The 14,220-nt window shown below is 63.2% G+C and carries 15 protein-coding genes; 7 read left to right on the top strand and 8 right to left on the bottom strand.

Annotated elements, in window-relative coordinates; all coding sequences use genetic code 11:
* Positions 1 to 23 precede the first annotated feature (23 nt).
* Positions 24 to 791, bottom strand: a complete 768-nt coding sequence (locus tag ACI3K3_RS08455) for a MauE/DoxX family redox-associated membrane protein (protein WP_404913161.1) — start codon at positions 789 to 791, stop codon at positions 24 to 26.
* A 41-nt stretch (positions 792 to 832) separates the two neighbouring features.
* Between ACI3K3_RS08455 and ACI3K3_RS08450 the strand changes: the two genes are divergently transcribed.
* The gene (locus tag ACI3K3_RS08450; protein WP_404913160.1) at positions 833 to 1,249 is read left to right on the top strand and encodes a MerR family transcriptional regulator; all 417 of its coding nucleotides are present in this window, start codon (positions 833 to 835) and stop codon (positions 1,247 to 1,249) included.
* A 93-nt stretch (positions 1,250 to 1,342) separates the two neighbouring features.
* Here the strand turns inward: ACI3K3_RS08450 and ychF are convergent, their stop codons facing one another.
* A complete protein-coding gene (ychF, locus tag ACI3K3_RS08445; protein WP_404913159.1) occupies positions 1,343 to 2,443 on the bottom strand; it encodes a redox-regulated ATPase YchF in 1,101 nt (366 codons plus the stop codon).
* A 113-nt stretch (positions 2,444 to 2,556) separates the two neighbouring features.
* On the opposite strand from ychF, the gene ACI3K3_RS08440 reads away from it, so the two are divergent.
* A complete protein-coding gene (locus tag ACI3K3_RS08440) occupies positions 2,557 to 4,080 on the top strand; it encodes a tetratricopeptide repeat protein (RefSeq protein WP_404913158.1) in 1,524 nt (507 codons plus the stop codon).
* 60 nt (positions 4,081 to 4,140) lie between these two features.
* Here the strand turns inward: ACI3K3_RS08440 and ACI3K3_RS08435 are convergent, their stop codons facing one another.
* From ACI3K3_RS08435 to ACI3K3_RS08415, 5 genes are all read right to left on the bottom strand, one after another.
* Complete coding sequence (locus ACI3K3_RS08435; RefSeq protein ID WP_404913157.1) at positions 4,141 to 4,503, bottom strand: PEP-CTERM sorting domain-containing protein; 363 nt, start codon at positions 4,501 to 4,503, stop codon at positions 4,141 to 4,143.
* A gap of 173 nt (positions 4,504 to 4,676) precedes the next feature.
* Positions 4,677 to 5,246 (bottom strand): aminoacyl-tRNA hydrolase, encoded by a 570-nt coding sequence (gene pth, locus ACI3K3_RS08430; protein ID WP_404913156.1) that lies wholly within the window; start codon positions 5,244 to 5,246, stop codon positions 4,677 to 4,679.
* A 104-nt stretch (positions 5,247 to 5,350) separates the two neighbouring features.
* Positions 5,351 to 5,968 carry a 50S ribosomal protein L25/general stress protein Ctc gene (locus tag ACI3K3_RS08425; protein WP_313439981.1) on the bottom strand — a complete coding sequence of 206 codons (618 nt, stop codon included), beginning with the start codon at positions 5,966 to 5,968 and terminating at the stop codon, positions 5,351 to 5,353.
* A 178-nt stretch (positions 5,969 to 6,146) separates the two neighbouring features.
* A complete protein-coding gene (locus ACI3K3_RS08420; RefSeq protein ID WP_404913155.1) occupies positions 6,147 to 6,998 on the bottom strand; it encodes a TraB/GumN family protein in 852 nt (283 codons plus the stop codon).
* Positions 6,999 to 7,001: 3 nt separating this feature from the next.
* Positions 7,002 to 8,132 carry a TraB/GumN family protein gene (locus ACI3K3_RS08415; protein ID WP_404913154.1) on the bottom strand — a complete coding sequence of 377 codons (1,131 nt, stop codon included), beginning with the start codon at positions 8,130 to 8,132 and terminating at the stop codon, positions 7,002 to 7,004.
* On the opposite strand from ACI3K3_RS08415, the gene ACI3K3_RS08410 reads away from it, so the two are divergent.
* Positions 8,092 to 8,997: a glycine--tRNA ligase subunit alpha gene (locus tag ACI3K3_RS08410; protein WP_313439989.1), complete on the top strand. Its 906-nt coding sequence runs from the start codon at positions 8,092 to 8,094 to the stop codon at positions 8,995 to 8,997. The genes ACI3K3_RS08415 and ACI3K3_RS08410 overlap by 41 nt on opposite strands.
* Positions 8,994 to 11,111 (top strand): glycine--tRNA ligase subunit beta, encoded by a 2,118-nt coding sequence (gene glyS, locus ACI3K3_RS08405; RefSeq protein WP_404913153.1) that lies wholly within the window; start codon positions 8,994 to 8,996, stop codon positions 11,109 to 11,111. The genes ACI3K3_RS08410 and glyS overlap by 4 nt, the downstream gene beginning before the upstream one ends.
* Positions 11,112 to 11,181: 70 nt before the next feature.
* Here glyS and ACI3K3_RS08400 read toward each other — a convergent pair whose 3' ends face one another.
* Positions 11,182 to 11,940 (bottom strand): methyltransferase domain-containing protein, encoded by a 759-nt coding sequence (locus ACI3K3_RS08400; RefSeq protein WP_404913152.1) that lies wholly within the window; start codon positions 11,938 to 11,940, stop codon positions 11,182 to 11,184.
* Positions 11,941 to 12,053: 113 nt separating this feature from the next.
* Between ACI3K3_RS08400 and ACI3K3_RS08395 the strand changes: the two genes are divergently transcribed.
* The 3 genes from ACI3K3_RS08395 to ACI3K3_RS08385 form a co-directional block, all read left to right on the top strand.
* On the top strand, positions 12,054 to 12,845 hold the full coding sequence (locus ACI3K3_RS08395; protein ID WP_404913151.1) for a ComF family protein: 792 nt from the start codon (positions 12,054 to 12,056) through the stop codon (positions 12,843 to 12,845).
* Between the two features lie 311 nt (positions 12,846 to 13,156).
* Entirely contained in the window at positions 13,157 to 13,534 is a 378-nt protein-coding gene (hisI, locus tag ACI3K3_RS08390; protein WP_404913150.1) for a phosphoribosyl-AMP cyclohydrolase, read from the top strand.
* 458 nt (positions 13,535 to 13,992) lie between these two features.
* The coding region (locus ACI3K3_RS08385) for a hypothetical protein (RefSeq protein WP_404913149.1) at positions 13,993 to 14,220 on the top strand (228 nt) is incomplete at its 3' end.

Here is a 14,220-nt window from a genome sequence, read left to right as displayed (position 1 = left end):
GATCATGACAGGTCGATGTCTCGTTATATCATCCGTGCGAGCATCCACAGCGCCATGGCCACCATGAACAGGTTTTCCGTGAGGGATACGAAGCCCAGCGGAACCGCTCCCGATCCGCCGACGCAGGCGCATTTCAGCTCACGCTTCTGGATGTAGACCGCATAGAACACCGATAGGCCGCCGATACCGCCGATCGCGAGGCCGATCGGAATCGAGAGCCAGGGCAGGGCGTGGGCCGTCATCAGCGCGCCCGCCGTCCATTCCAGCACCGGATAGGCATAGGCATAAGGCACGAAGCGCTTTGCCAGCAGGTCGTATCCGAGGAACATCGTCGAGAACTGTTCGACATCCTGCAACTTGAGCATGGCCAGCAACATCATCGTCATCGAAACGAACCACTCGGCGCTGCGCAAGGTGAAGGGCGTGCCGAAAGCGGCCCAGCTGGCCGCCAGGGCGATGCCAAGGCCGGTCGCGAAAACCGCGAGGACGGGACGATACGTCTTGGCCTTGGGATCGTGCACCTTCAGGCCGAAATGCGCGCGCAGATCCGTGTAGCCGCCGATCCGCTGGCCGTCGATGAAGGTCTGCGGCGTGGTTGCCACGCCGTGCTCGGCCTTGAACGCATCCACCTGATCGCGCGTGGTCAACCAGCGATCCTCGACCCGGTAGCCTAGCTTCTCCAGAAGGTGCTTCGACTTGATGCCCCAGGGGCAGGCGTGCTTCTCCATGACCATGCGATGAAGAACGGCGGTTCGGGGGAGAACGGCGGGGCGGGCTGGCGTCTGTGTCATGAATCGGCCTATACCGTCCGTACCATGGTACGGAGTCAAGCATGGCCCTGACGATTTCGGAGCTTGCCCGCTCAAGCGGCGTAGGGGTGGAAACGGTCCGCTTCTATCAGCGCAAGGGACTGATGTTCGATCCGCGGCCGGCGACGGCCGGAGGTGCGAAAGGGCAGCGCCACTACACCCAAGAGGACGTGCGCCGACTGCGCTTCATCCGCTCTGCCAAGGCGGCGGGCTTCATCCTCGACGAGATTTCCGAGCTGATCAGCCTCGATCATACCGGAGACCGGCCCCGCGCAAGGGAAATGGCGCAAGTGCGCCTGGTCGCGCTGGATCAGGAGATCGAGCAGTTGGAGGCGGCCCGGCAGTCGTTGCGCCGCCTCGCCCACGAATGCGCGGGATCGGACGAAGGGCCTTGCCCGATCCTCGAATCTTTCGAGGATAGTTCGTCGTCCCGGACCTGATCCGGGACCGCTGGCAAATCTTTAGGCGCTTCCTCGCGAGCAAGGCCCGGCTCGGCCAGCGGTCCCGGATCAAGTCCGGGACGACGTGATCGGTCAGACGTTGAACTTGAAGTGCATGACGTCGCCATCGTGCACCATGTATTCCTTGCCTTCCTGGCGCAGCTTGCCGGCTTCCTTGGCACCCGCTTCGCCGTTCAGCGCGACGTAGTCGTCATAGGCGATGGTTTCCGCGCGAATGAAGCCGCGCTGCATGTCGGAGTGGATTTCGCCGGCAGCGTCGGGGGCCTTGGCCCCCGTGTGGACCGTCCAGGCACGCGCTTCCTTGGGACCGACCGTGAAGAAGGTCAGCAGGCCGAGCAGCTCGTAACCGGCACGGATGATGCGGGCGAGGCCGGTTTCGTGCAGGCCCATCTCCTCGAGGAACACCATGCGCTCTTCAAGATCCATGCCGACCAGATCGGCTTCGATCGCGGCCGAAACGATGACGGCCGTCGCACCTTCGGCCTTGGCCTTCTCGAACACGCGCGCCGAGAAAGCGTTACCTTCGGCAGCCGCTTCTTCTTCCACGTTGCACACGTAGAGCACCGGCTTGGCCGTCAGCAACTGGGCCTGGGCGAAGACGCGGGCTTCGTCCTCGTCCTTGGGCTGGGTGAGGCGCGCGGGCTTGCCGTCGCGCAGCAGTTCCAGCGCCTGGCCGAGGACCGAGGCGACCACTTTCGATTCCTTGTCCCCTTGCGCGGCCTTCTTCTGGGCTGCGGGAACGCGCTTTTCCAGGCTTTCGAGGTCGGAAAGCAGCAGCTCCGTCTCTACCGTCTCGGCATCCGCGATCGGATCGACACGCTCGTCGACGTGCTGGATATCGTCGTTCTCGAAGCAGCGCAGCACGTGGACCACGGCGTCCACTTCGCGGATATTGCCGAGGAACTGGTTGCCCAGGCCTTCACCCTTCGAGGCGCCGCGCACGAGGCCGGCGATGTCCACGAAGGACAGCTGCGTCGGGATGATCTTGGCCGAACCGGCGATTTCCGCCAGCTTGTCCAGACGTGGATCGGGCACGCCGACCTGGCCGACGTTGGGCTCGATCGTGCAGAAAGGATAGTTGGCCGCCTGCGCCGCCTGCGTTTCAGTGAGCGCATTGAACAAGGTCGACTTGCCGACGTTCGGCAGGCCCACGATTCCGCAACGGAAACCCATGTGTAACTCCGGGAAGAAATGTATGGCGCGCGCCTTAGCGCTCCTGCGCGGGTATTACCAGTTGCCGCGCTCGTTTCATGGAAACTTCAGAGCTTGCCCGCTAGGCCAGTGGGATGAAAGCCCTGGCCAGCCTCATTCTGATCGTTTCGGCGTTCGCCTCGCTTTCGGCTTGCAGCGGCAGCGAACCGGCGTCGCTTGATGCGGCGAAAGCGGCAATCGCCTCTCAGGATTACGAAGAAGCCCGTTACAAGATTCTGGAATTGCTGGAAAATGATCCACAAAATCGCGATGCGCTGAAAATGCTGGCGAGGGCGGAAATCGCCCTCGGCAATGCGGATGCGGCGGATCGGGCGATTTCCCGTTTCGCGGCGGCGGGCGGCGAGGGCGCGGTTCTTAACCGGCTGAAAGCTGGCGCTCTGCTTGTTCGCGGCAATCCGAAGGCAGCGATTACGCTCATTGTAAACGATTTCGACACCGATGCCTGGCGGCTGCGTGCCGAGGCTCACATTGCCTTGGGAGAGAAGGGCGCGGCCGCTCACGCCTTCGAGCAAGGCATGAGCGCGGGTGATGACTTGCAGCTGGCCGTTGCCTATGCGCGATTTGCGCTCGAGGGTGACGACTTGCCGCTGGTAGAGAAAATTCTCTTGCGAATGCAGGTATTTGCGAATAACTCTTACAACACGCTCGTGCTTGCTGGCGACCTGGCCTCCGTGCGCGGCGATACTGGAACGGCCATTGCCGCCTATCGCCGGACGATCGCTGCCTATCCGTCCCGGATAGACCCCATGCTGGCGCTCGCTGAGATTCATGGATCCCTGGGGAAGTCCGGCGAGGCCATGGCGCTTGTCGACAAGGCAGGCAAAGTGAGGCCATCCGATCCCCGGATCGAGAATCTGCGTATCCGGCTGCTGGCGCAACAGGGCGATTGGGAAAAGATCCGCCTTTCCCTGCAAGGTCGGGAGGGTGGGCTCGATCCGGCATCGCCGCTCGGCCTTGCGTATGGGGAAGCGCTGCTCCGGCTCGGTCAGGCAGAGCAGGCGCGCGTTCTGTTCAGTCGGGCAGCACTGCTGGACCCGGCGAACCCTTACTGCCGCGCGATGCTGGGCGAAGCGCTACTGGCGACGGGCGACGCAAACGGGGCATGGAAAACGCTGGAGCCGCTGAGCGACAGTCAACTCGCACCCGCAGCCTTGCTTGTCGTCGCCGAAAAGGCCGCGCGGGCTTCGGACGATCCTAAGGCCAAGGCCTTGCGGGTCCGCCTCGATCCACAGCGCATCGAGGTAACCATGGGCCTGATCGAAAGGGGGCAGGCCGCTCTCGACCGCCAGAACTGGAGCGAGGCGCACTCGATCTACAGCCGGTTGCTGGCAGGAGGAGAGGATGCCGAAGTGCTGGGACGGCTCGCTTGGGCATCGGCCGGTCTGGGGCGCCCGCGCGAGGCTATCGCCTATGCCGATCGGGCCTTGGCGCAGGATGCGGACAACCCGGCCTACATGCACTCGGCAGCACTGCTGAGGCTTGAACTGGGTGTCGATCTGGCGACAGCCCGGCAACTGCTCGAAGCGGCGGCCGACGCGGACCCCCGCAATGCCGACATCGCCCGCGACCTTCAGAAAGCGAAAGCCGCCGCCGGTTGAACTACCGGCAGCGGCTCGAAGAAAGCGGACCCTGACTTCAGGGCCTTCGCCAAGTCCCGATCAGTCGCGGGTCTTGCGGCGGCGCGCGTAAGCCAGGCCGAGCAGGCCAATGCCCATCATGCCGAGCATGCCGGGCTCCGGCACGGCGGTGCTGCCACCGGAGCCACCCGAGGTTCCGCCGGACGTGGTGGTGCCGCCCGAAGTGCTCGTGTTTCCGCCCGAGGTCGTGCCGCCCGAAGTCGTCGTGGTGCCGCCGGAGGTGGAGGTGTTACCGCCCGAGCTGCTGCTGGAACCGCAGTTCTTCTTGCCCCAGCCGCAGCCGTTGTTGCCGCCGCCCCAGCCCCAGGTTGCCTGGGCAGGCGTTGCGAAAGCGAGCGTGGTACCGGCGGCGAGGGCCAGTGCGAGCGTGGACTTGCGGATCATAACTATTCCCCTGTTTGCCGATCGGCATGTTCCGAATGGATCGCAAGCAGCTAAGCAAAAGCCGTGCCAACGCCGGAAATTCGGGGATTTGGCTTGCGCACAAACAGGGGTACGGTCGAGATTGTAAGCTAACTCGACACTTATTTGCGGCGTTTGGTAGCTAACTCTCCGGATCAATCCTGCTGACGCAGGGCGACGTCGTTCATGAAGCGAACGTCATCCCCGGCGGCAAGGCGATCTGCCTCTCCAGCCACGGCACCCAGCATGTCGGCCAGCGGGTCCATGTCCGCCTTGGCATAATTGCCCAGCACATAGCCGTGGACGCGATCCTTGTGGCCGGGGTGGCCGATGCCCAGCCGAATGCGGCGAAAGTCCGGGCCGAGATGCTGGTCGATCGATCGCAGCCCGTTGTGGCCGGCATGGCCGCCGCCCTGCTTCACCTTGACCTTGAACGGCGCCAGGTCGAGTTCGTCATGGAATACCGTCAGGTCGGCCAGTGCCAGCTTGTAAAAGCGCATGGCCTCGCCAACGGCGCGGCCGCTTTCGTTCATGAAGGTCGCGGGCTTGAGCAACAGGATCTTCTCGCTGCCGATGCGGCCTTCCTGAAGCCAGCCCTGGAACTTCTTCTGCGTCGGTCCGAAGCCATGAACTTCCGAGATCGCATCGATCGCCATGAACCCCACGTTATGTCGGTTCAGCGAGTATTGAGGACCGGGATTGCCGAGGCCGACCCAGAGCTGCATGGCGGAAAATCCTGTATTGTTAACGCGAAACGGCCTCTCCTGCACGCCGGTCGAGCCGGGGCGGGAGAGGCCGTCGCTTTATCCGAAGATAGGTAAGGGCGAAATTACTCGCCTTCGCCTTCCGTCTTCGCCGTGTCGCCTTCCGAGCTCTTCAGAGCCGAAGGCGCAGCGATCGTGGCGATCGTGAAGTCACGGTCGGTGATCGCGTTCTCGACGCCGGCGGGAAGCTTCACGTGGCTGGCGTGGATCGATTCGCCCACGTCGAAACCGGTCACGTCGATGACGATCTCGTGCGGGATCTTCTCGGCGTCGCAGACCAGTTCGAGGTCGTGGCGAACGACGTTGAGCACGCCGCCACGCTTGAGGCCCGGCGAGGCATCTTCGTTCGCGAAGACGACCGGCACGTTGACGTGAACGGTCGCACCCTTGGCGACGCGCAGGAAGTCAGCGTGGAGCGGACGGTCGGTGACGGGGTGGAAGGCAACGTCCTTCGGCTGCGTCCGGAACTTCTTGCCGCCGACTTCGACTTCGATGATCGAGTTGAAGAAGTGACCGGTTCCAAGCTGACGAATCAGCTCCTTTGCCTCGACGTGGATCGCGAGGGGTTCTTCGTTGCCACCATAGACAACGGCGGGGACGCGGCCATCACGACGCAGTGCACGGGAGGCTCCCTTGCCAGCCCGATCACGCGTCTCTGCCGGCAGGTTAAGCGTATCGCTCATGTGGACTTGCCTTTCGAAAACTGGATAGATGTCGGACACGGACCGCTTGTCGATCCGCACCGTCCCGCCACGCCTCCAGGGATGACCATGACGGGAAGCGGGCGCCCTTAATGCGAAATGGGCGAATTTGCAAGCGGCGTGGCGGCCGGGGGCATGGAACACGCGACCTGTCGCACCTTCATTCCACCCGCGTCACGGTATAGCCCTGTGCGGACAGCATGGCGGGAAGGCCTTCGGTTCCGGCCATATGCGCTGCGCCAACCGCAACGAAGGGCGTCTTGCCCGCTTTCATGGCGGCTATGATCCTTGCGGTCCAGTCGCGGTTGCGCCCTACGAAAAGCACGCTCCGCAGTTCCGGATCGGCGAGCAGGCCCTTGCGGGTTTCGCGCTCGATGGCAGCCATGTCGCCCTTGCGCCAGCTACCCGCGAGATCCGTGGTGTTCGTACCGGCTTCGCGGACGATCGCGGCCAGAAGGTCGCGCTGTTCGCGTTCAGGCAAGGCATCGAACAGGCCAAGCTGTTTCGCGGCCCCTTCCAGCTCGACCACGGGCCGGCTGCCCGAAGCGGCCATGACGGCGCGGTCCACGCCGTTACGAGCCTCGTTCTCGTCGGCATCCGCCCTGGCGATGGTCAGGGCCGCTGCCCAGGTGTCCACGGCTGCGAAATCTCCGTCCGAATGGCCGCTCTTTTTCAGCAGTTCCGCAAGGGCAGGGCGCATCTCGGGAGCGATCCGCTGCGACAGCGGCGGCTGCCCCTTGCTGCGGGCCAGCCGCGCGAAAGTGGCGCTCACTTCACGCTCATTCGCCAGGTTTGCGACTTCCACCATTACGGTGTCCGACCCGTCCAGCGCCTGGCCGACCTGTTCGGTTCGCCAGAGCAGCGGGCGCTTGGCGCTATGGATGGTTCCAAAGAGCCACGCGCTTTCGCCGCCGCGCCCTTCCACCCGCCAAAGCGCCGGGTTGGCCGGCTCCGGTTTCTCGGCGCAGGCGAAAAGCGCCAGTGCGGCGGCGAGGATAAACAGCTTACGCATGGCCTATTGCACGCGCTCGGACTTGATGCCGGCCCGGGCAAGCTGATCCTGCACGCTGCCTTCTCCCGCGAGATGTCCGGCCCCCACCGCGACGAACACCACCCCCGGTTCCGCGAGCCGGCCTTCCAGCCATTTCGCCCAAGCGGCATTGCGATCGGTGATAAGGACTTTCCGCAGGGTCTCGTCCGATTCGTCTTCATTGAGAAGCCGGGCGAGTTCATCTGCCTTGCCGGCTTTCCATGCCGCGACGACCTTGCTCACGTCCTCCCGAAGCGTAGGCAACTGGTCCAGCACTTCGGACAGGTAGGCCTGCTGGCTGTTCTGCGGCAGGGCCGCGAAAAGACCGATCTGATACGCGGCCGTTTCCAGGGGATGCCGCGCGATCCCGCTACGCTCGGCCAGGGCGTCGATCTGGGTTTCGATGCCGTTGGCCTGATCGTATCCTGCCGCCTTGAGAGGGATCAGCGAAAGAAGGAGGCCAGCATACCAGGCCTCGAAAGCATCGAAGGAATGCTTTTCAAGCCCAGAGCCTATCAGACTTTTTTCCAGAACCGCACGTTGCTTGGAAGGAAGGCTGTCACGAAGGCTTCTCCCGTCATGGCGCAGACCTTTTTCCATGAACAGGCTCTGGAGTTCCTCGGGCTTATCCAGCCTCGTCTCGGTCACGAGCAAGTCGGCTGAGTTGAAAGCGCTTTCCACCGGTCCTTGCAACCAGTCCACGCCCTGGGGAAGGATGTGGATGGTACCGAAGAGATAGATCGTCGTGTCCTCATCCGAGACTTTCCACATCGCAGGACGGGCTTCCTCCGTGCTCGTGGCGGAACGGGCTTCCCGCCCATCGACCTGAGGGGCGGTGAGAAACGCGAAGAAGGCGAAGGCGGTCGCCAGAAATCGGGACTTGTCGGGAAAGTTCATGACGCTTCCATGGGCGTTTGCAGGCAAACGAACGCTTAACGGGATAATGCAGCGCTGGGGATAGCCTCGCGAGGGCAGGCAGGGTAGCGATAAGTCCCTTTCAGTGCCGCTTGCGCGGTTGATTTGGCTGGATCGATCCGCCAAAGGCCGCGCAACCAAGAGATTTGACGGGATTTCGATGTCGACCGCTGCCAGACAGCCGCTCAGCTTCCAGGACATGATCCTGACGCTCCACAATTTCTGGAGCGCCCAGGGCTGCCTCATCCTTCAGCCCTATGACATGCGCATGGGGGCAGGGACGTTCCATCCCGCCACGACGCTGCGCGCGCTGGGGCCGGAGCCGTGGAAGGCGGCCTACGTGCAGCCTTCGCGCCGCCCGACCGATGGCCGTTATGGCGAGAACCCGAACCGGCTTCAGCACTACTATCAGTATCAGGTCATCCTGAAGCCGAACCCGGACAACCTCCAGGAGCTCTATCTCGCCAGCCTCGCCGCGATCGGCGTGGATCCGCTGGCCCACGACATCCGCTTCGTGGAAGACGACTGGGAAAGCCCGACGCTCGGCGCCTGGGGACTGGGCTGGGAAGTCTGGTGCGACGGCATGGAAGTGACGCAGTTCACCTATTTCCAGCAGGTCGGCGGGTTTGACTGCAAGCCGGTCGCCGGAGAGCTTACCTACGGTCTCGAACGCCTTGCGATGTATATCCAGGGCGTCGACCGGGTCTACGACTTGCGCTTCAACAACGAAGGCGTGAGCTACGGTGACGTGTTCCTCGCCAACGAGCAGCAGATGTCGAAGTACAACTTCGAGATTGCCGATACCGAGGCGCTCTTCGCGGGCTTCAAGGCCGCCGAGGCCGAATGCATGCGCTGCATCGAGGCGGAGATTCCGCTCGCGGCCTACGACCAGGCGATCGAGGCCAGCCACCTCTTCAACCTGCTTCAGGCACGGGGCGTGATCTCCGTGCAGGAACGCGCCAGCTACATTGGCCGCGTGCGCGATCTCGCCAAGGGATCGTGCGAGGCCTGGATCGAGAAGAACAAGACCGAATGGGAAGCCAAGTTTCCGGGGTGGACCGTATGACCGACTTCCTTCTCGAACTCCGCTCGCAGGAAATTCCGGCCCGCATGCAGGCTGGCGCCCGTGCCGATCTTGAAAAGCTGTTTCGCAAGGAGATGGAAGCGGCGGGCGTCGCCATCGGCGAAGTCTCCGTATGGTCGACTCCGCGCCGTCTGGCCCTGATTGCGCGCGGCCTGCCCCTCGCGACCGAGGCCGTTCACGAGGAAACGAAGGGCCCCGCCACCAGCGCGCCGGAACAGGCGCTCGAAGGGTTCCTGCGCAAGACCGGCCTGACCAAGGACCAGCTCGAAGTCCGTGACCTCAAGGGCAAGGACACCTATTTCGCGGTCGTCGAAAAGCCCGGCCGCGCGGTGGCCGATGTGCTGGGAGAGGTGATCCCCGCGATCATCCGCAATTTCCCTTGGCCCAAGTCTCAGCGCTGGGGCACCGCCTCGATCTCGACCGAATCGCTGCGCTGGGTGCGCCCGCTCTCCGGCATCGTCGCGATCCTCGGCGAGGATCTGGTCGAATGCGAAGTGGGCGGCATCCGGTCCAGCTATGTGACGCTGGGTCACCGTTTCCACGCGCCCGGCGAGATCACCATCGGCGGCGCGCATGACTATGCAGACAAGCTGCGGCTCGCCCATGTCCTCGTGAACCATGAGGAACGCCAGGATATCGTCCGCAACAAGGCGCGCGAAGCCGCCGCTGCGGCGGCGTTGAAGCTGGTCGAGGACGAAGGCCTGGTCATCGAGAACGCCGGCCTCACCGAATGGCCGGTGCCGCTCATGGGCCGCTTCGAGGAGGACTTCCTTGAAGTCCCGCCAGAAACGATCCAGCTTACGGCGCGCGTGAACCAGAAGTATTTCGTTTGCGAAGACGAAGCAGGTTCGCTTGCCAACGCGTTCATTTGTACGGCAAATATCGTCGCAACCGATGGCGGTGCGGCGATCGTCGACGGCAACCGCAAGGTTCTGGCAGCGCGTCTGTCGGACGCGCGCTTCTTCTGGCAACAAGACCGCAAGACGCCGCTCTCGGTTCACGCCGAAAAGCTCGCACGCATCACTTTCCATGAGAAGCTGGGCACTGTCGCCGACAAGGTTGCGCGCGTGGCGAACCTGGCCGAGTGGCTGGCTGCGGAAGGCGTGGTGCCGAACTGCGATCCCGCACTCGCACGTCAGGCGGCGGAACTCTGCAAGGCCGATCTGGTCACCGAGATGGTCGGGGAATTTCCTGAACTTCAGGGACTTATGGGCGGTTATTATGCCCGTGCCGAAGGTCTTCCTGACGCGGTAGCCGATGCCATCCGCGATCACTACAAGCCGGTCGGGCAGGGCGACGAGGTTCCCACCGCACCTGTTACGGTAGCGGTGGCGCTGGCAGACAAGCTGGATACGCTTCGCAGCTTTTTCGCGATCGACGAAAAGCCTACGGGATCGAAGGATCCCTTCGCATTGCGTCGCGCGGCCTTGGGCATCATCCGCCTCGTCACCGACAACGGTCTGCGTTTCGGCGTGGCCGAGGGCGACTTGCTGGACTTCTTTGCTGATCGTCTCAAGGTTCAGCAGAAGGAAGCTGGCGTCCGTCACGACCTGATCGACGCGGTTTTCGCACTGGGCGGCGAGGACGATCTGGTTCGCCTGCTCGCCCGCGTCCATGCGCTTCAGGCTTTCGTCTCCACCGATGACGGCGTGAACCTGCTCGCGGGTTACAAGCGCGCGGCGAACATCCTTCGGAAGGAAGACTGGCACGGCGTCGAGGGTGAGATTTCCCGGACCGGAGAAGAAGATCCCCTGGCGCTCGTCGACGATCCGGATCTGTCGGAAGTCATCGCCGCCAAGATGGTCGATCGCCATGCCAGCGAGCAGGCGCCCGTCTATCAGTGCGAGCCTTCGGAGCAGGCCCTCGTCCAGGCGGTGGGAGCAGCGGAAAGCGAAGTGGCTCGCACAGTGGCCGCAGAGGACTTCGCCGCCGCCATGAGCGCCTTGGCCTCGTTACGCGCGCCGATCGACGCCTTCTTCGAGCATGTCACTGTCAATGACGCCGATCCGGTCAAGCGACAGGCCCGCCTGGCCTTGCTCGATCGCTTCCGTGCTGCCGTCCACAAGGTCGCGGATTTTTCGCGCATCGAAGGCTGATCGAAATCCCGGCTTCCCCCAACTGACCTTGTCGCCAAACCAGTTTGGGGGAGGCCGGGAGTGCAAATTCTTATTTTTTCCAGCCCGATAGGGTGATGATCTCGAAAGTCTCGACGGTGCGGCCATCCTCACCGGCGGCGGCGAAGCTTTCCTGGGCGCGCGCCAATCCCGCTTTTCCTAGCGCCGGGGCGGCGTCGGCAAGGACGGCTCCAGCCGCCTGGGCGCGAATATCGCCCACCAGCCGCGCGAGGCTGCGAAAACCTACCCGTAGGGGCCGGTGATCGATGACCGGGTCCGCAAAGAGGGTCCGCTGGAGCAATTGACCGCCCGCGCGCACATCGATCATCGGATGGATGCGTGCCGCGGGTCGATCTCCGTCGGCCGCCAGCATCACGTCGCGCAGCACCGGCAGGCTGCCGATCGACAGGAAGCTGGCAATCATCATGCCGCCCGGCGCAAGAGCCTTGCGGATATGGACCAGAGCGCCGGGCAGGTCGTTCACCGTGTCCAGCGTACCCAGGCTGGCGATCAGATCGAAGCCTTCGAAGGGATAGGGCGATTCTTCGTCGAAGCCCTCAGCGGGTTCGGCCTCGGTGACTTCGACGCCCTGGCCTTGCAGCGCCCGTGCCAATTCGCCGGTCCAGTCTCCAACGACCAGGGCGCGTTTCGGTTCGAAGCGCAGGAACGACAGGCGCTCGACGATGTCTTCCACCATGTCCTCATGGAGGTAGCGCGGCGCGTCTGGCCGTTGCTGTAGCCCAATCGCGCGGCGGCGGGCCGCGATGCGGCGTGCGGGGGAAAAGATGCGGGGAGGAGCTTTGCTGGCCATGCCCGCTCCCTGCCGCGTCGCAAGCCTGGATGCAATCGCGCTTCATGCAACCGAGCGCGGCGGTTAACGTCTTGTAGCTTGCTGGCGGCTCATGCTCGGCTAGCCTGCAAGCGATGTCTCTTGCACGTGCTCTCGATCCGCTCATCGACCTGGTGTTTCCGCCGCGATGTCCCTTGTGCGGCGTCGGCCTGAGTACGCAGGACGGGCTTTGCCATGTCTGCTGGAGCGAGATGGCCATTCCCGGTGAGCCGTCCTGCCGAACCTGTTCCCGTCCGTTCGGCGACGGCGTGCCGGAGGGCGCCCTTTGCGCGCCTTGTCTTGGGGATCCGCCTCGACACGACGGCATCGCTGCGGCCACGCTCTACAACGACGTTTCGCGCAAGCTGGTACTTGCGCTGAAGCACGGCAACCAGATATCCCACGCCCGGTTCATGGCCAGGCTTCTCGCGACGAAGTTGAGCTTCGTCGACGAGACCTGGCTGATCGTTCCCGTCCCGCTTCATCGGTGGCGCTTGTGGCGAAGGGGCTACAATCAGGCGGCCGAACTGGCGCGCGAAGTGGCCAGGATCAACCGGGGCCGGCTGGTGGTCGACCTGCTCGAACGTCGCAAGGTTACGCCGTCGCTGGGCGGGCTGGGCAAGACGGAGAGGCGCCGCGTTCTTTCGGGCGCCATTGCCGTTCGCCCAGCGCGAAAAACGATCGTCAAAGGTGCGAGCATCGTGCTGGTGGATGACGTGCTGACAAGCGGCGCGACCAGTGACGCCTGTGTATCGATCCTCAAGCGATCCGGCGCACAAAGGGTAGTCATTGGCTGCTTCGCGCGCGTGTTGGACGAGGCGCTTGATGTCGTCCGTCAGAACGGGAAGGAAATCCCGGAAGAGCATACGAAAACGCCCGGAACTTAGGGTTCCGGGCGTCCTCGTGACGAAACTGTTGAGCCCTGCATTGCAGTTCGGCGGTCCCCCTGTAGGCCGCCTGGCCCGATCCCTCATTACCTGAAACCAGACCACCCGAGAGCACTCCGGCCTTGTTCCCTGAACCGTGGCGCTTGTATCAGCGACCTGTGGGTCAGCAGCAGCCCCCCGACTGCAAGTAGACAATCCTACGAAATCTCGGGGTTGAAAAGAGGCGCAGCGTGGCTACGAGGATTTTGGTCAACGGCTGTGGTTATCGTGCAACAACCGCGTCCAACAATTCCTGTCAGTGAGATTTCTGCATGTCGGAAGCAACCAAGACCGAACGCGAACTGGGCCATGAGTTCCTCCCCCGGTTCGACGCACAGGGCCTTCTCATCGCGATCGCCGTCGATTCGCAGACGCGAGACATATTGATGGTCGCCTACATGAACGCCGAGGCGCTGGAGAAGACGCGCGAAACCGGCTTGGCTCATTTCCATTCGCGTTCGCGCGGCAAGCTTTGGCTGAAAGGGGAGACCTCCGGCCATTTCCTGCGCGTGGAAGAGATGCTGGTGGATTGCGATCAGGATGCTCTCGAACTGCGGGTTCGTCCGGAGGGACCAGCGTGCCACACCGGTGCGAGGAGCTGTTTTTATAGGAAGCTCTCCGGCGATTCCTTGATTCGGATTGCGGACTAAGTGTTTAGCAAACGATTTAGTAACTGTAGTATAGGAACAGAAGCTCTCCCCCAAGAACATGCACTTATCCAACGATTTCAAAATTAACCAAAGAATCAGCATGTTCCACTGCCCACCATTGAGCGGATAGAGCGGACGGATCGTCGCAATCGGCTCGCAACGGCGCGCTCTTGGATGAACTATCGCCCGCGACAGGGTGCAAAGACCTTTATTGGTCGTGCCCGTCCTACGAAAAAAATGTTCAGCATTAGAGACTTCGGTCGGTGTTTCGCGCCCCTGCGGCGGCCGGCATATCTGATGCTTGCGGGTTGCCAATATTCTCTCGGTAACCGGTATCTAGGAGAACGGGTGGCCTTGTCAGGCGCCTGGGGCGCATCAATGGAAGGGAAGCATCAATGAAGCACAAAGCGTTGATTGCTGCCATGGTGGTGGGGCTCGTAGCAGCGCCAACCGCCGCAATGGCAGATCAGAGGCCGAGCTCGTCCTCCAGCAACTTCCAGAAGGCCGGCTTCTCGAAGGACTCCGGCTCAAGCCGTGGTTCCGAATCGAGCCGTGGAAATGGCCGTGGCGGTGACCGCGGCGGCTGGGGCTCCAGCAAGCCCGGCTGGGGCAATTCCGGCTGGGGTAACTCGGGCTGGGGCAACTCCGGTTGGGGTAACTCCGGCTGGGGCAAGCCTGGCTGGGGC

Source organism: Novosphingobium sp. ZW T3_23 (assembly GCF_044987305.1).
GTDB lineage: Bacteria > Pseudomonadota > Alphaproteobacteria > Sphingomonadales > Sphingomonadaceae > Novosphingobium.
This window is presented reverse-complemented; position numbering and strand designations above follow the sequence as displayed.

Excerpts from the sequence above, each read along its gene's own strand:
- ychF (WP_404913159.1), bottom strand. The coding sequence starts at position 2,443 with ATGGGTTTCCGTTGCGGAATCGTGGGCCTGCCGAACGTCGGCAAGTCG.
- ACI3K3_RS08410 (WP_313439989.1), top strand. The coding sequence starts at position 8,092 with ATGTCGACCGCTGCCAGACAGCCGCTCAGCTTCCAGGACATGATCCTG.
- pth (WP_404913156.1), bottom strand. The coding sequence starts at position 5,246 with ATGCAGCTCTGGGTCGGCCTCGGCAATCCCGGTCCTCAATACTCGCTG.
- glyS (WP_404913153.1), top strand. The coding sequence starts at position 8,994 with ATGACCGACTTCCTTCTCGAACTCCGCTCGCAGGAAATTCCGGCCCGC.
- ACI3K3_RS08420 (WP_404913155.1), bottom strand. The coding sequence starts at position 6,998 with ATGCGTAAGCTGTTTATCCTCGCCGCCGCACTGGCGCTTTTCGCCTGC.
- ACI3K3_RS08435 (WP_404913157.1), bottom strand. The coding sequence starts at position 4,503 with ATGATCCGCAAGTCCACGCTCGCACTGGCCCTCGCCGCCGGTACCACG.
- ACI3K3_RS08450 (WP_404913160.1), top strand. The coding sequence starts at position 833 with ATGGCCCTGACGATTTCGGAGCTTGCCCGCTCAAGCGGCGTAGGGGTG.
- hisI (WP_404913150.1), top strand. The coding sequence starts at position 13,157 with ATGTCGGAAGCAACCAAGACCGAACGCGAACTGGGCCATGAGTTCCTC.
- ACI3K3_RS08415 (WP_404913154.1), bottom strand. The coding sequence starts at position 8,132 with ATGTCCTGGAAGCTGAGCGGCTGTCTGGCAGCGGTCGACATCGAAATC.
- ACI3K3_RS08395 (WP_404913151.1), top strand. The coding sequence starts at position 12,054 with ATGTCTCTTGCACGTGCTCTCGATCCGCTCATCGACCTGGTGTTTCCG.
- ACI3K3_RS08440 (WP_404913158.1), top strand. The coding sequence starts at position 2,557 with ATGAAAGCCCTGGCCAGCCTCATTCTGATCGTTTCGGCGTTCGCCTCG.
- ACI3K3_RS08425 (WP_313439981.1), bottom strand. The coding sequence starts at position 5,968 with ATGAGCGATACGCTTAACCTGCCGGCAGAGACGCGTGATCGGGCTGGC.
- ACI3K3_RS08400 (WP_404913152.1), bottom strand. The coding sequence starts at position 11,940 with ATGGCCAGCAAAGCTCCTCCCCGCATCTTTTCCCCCGCACGCCGCATC.
- ACI3K3_RS08455 (WP_404913161.1), bottom strand. The coding sequence starts at position 791 with ATGACACAGACGCCAGCCCGCCCCGCCGTTCTCCCCCGAACCGCCGTT.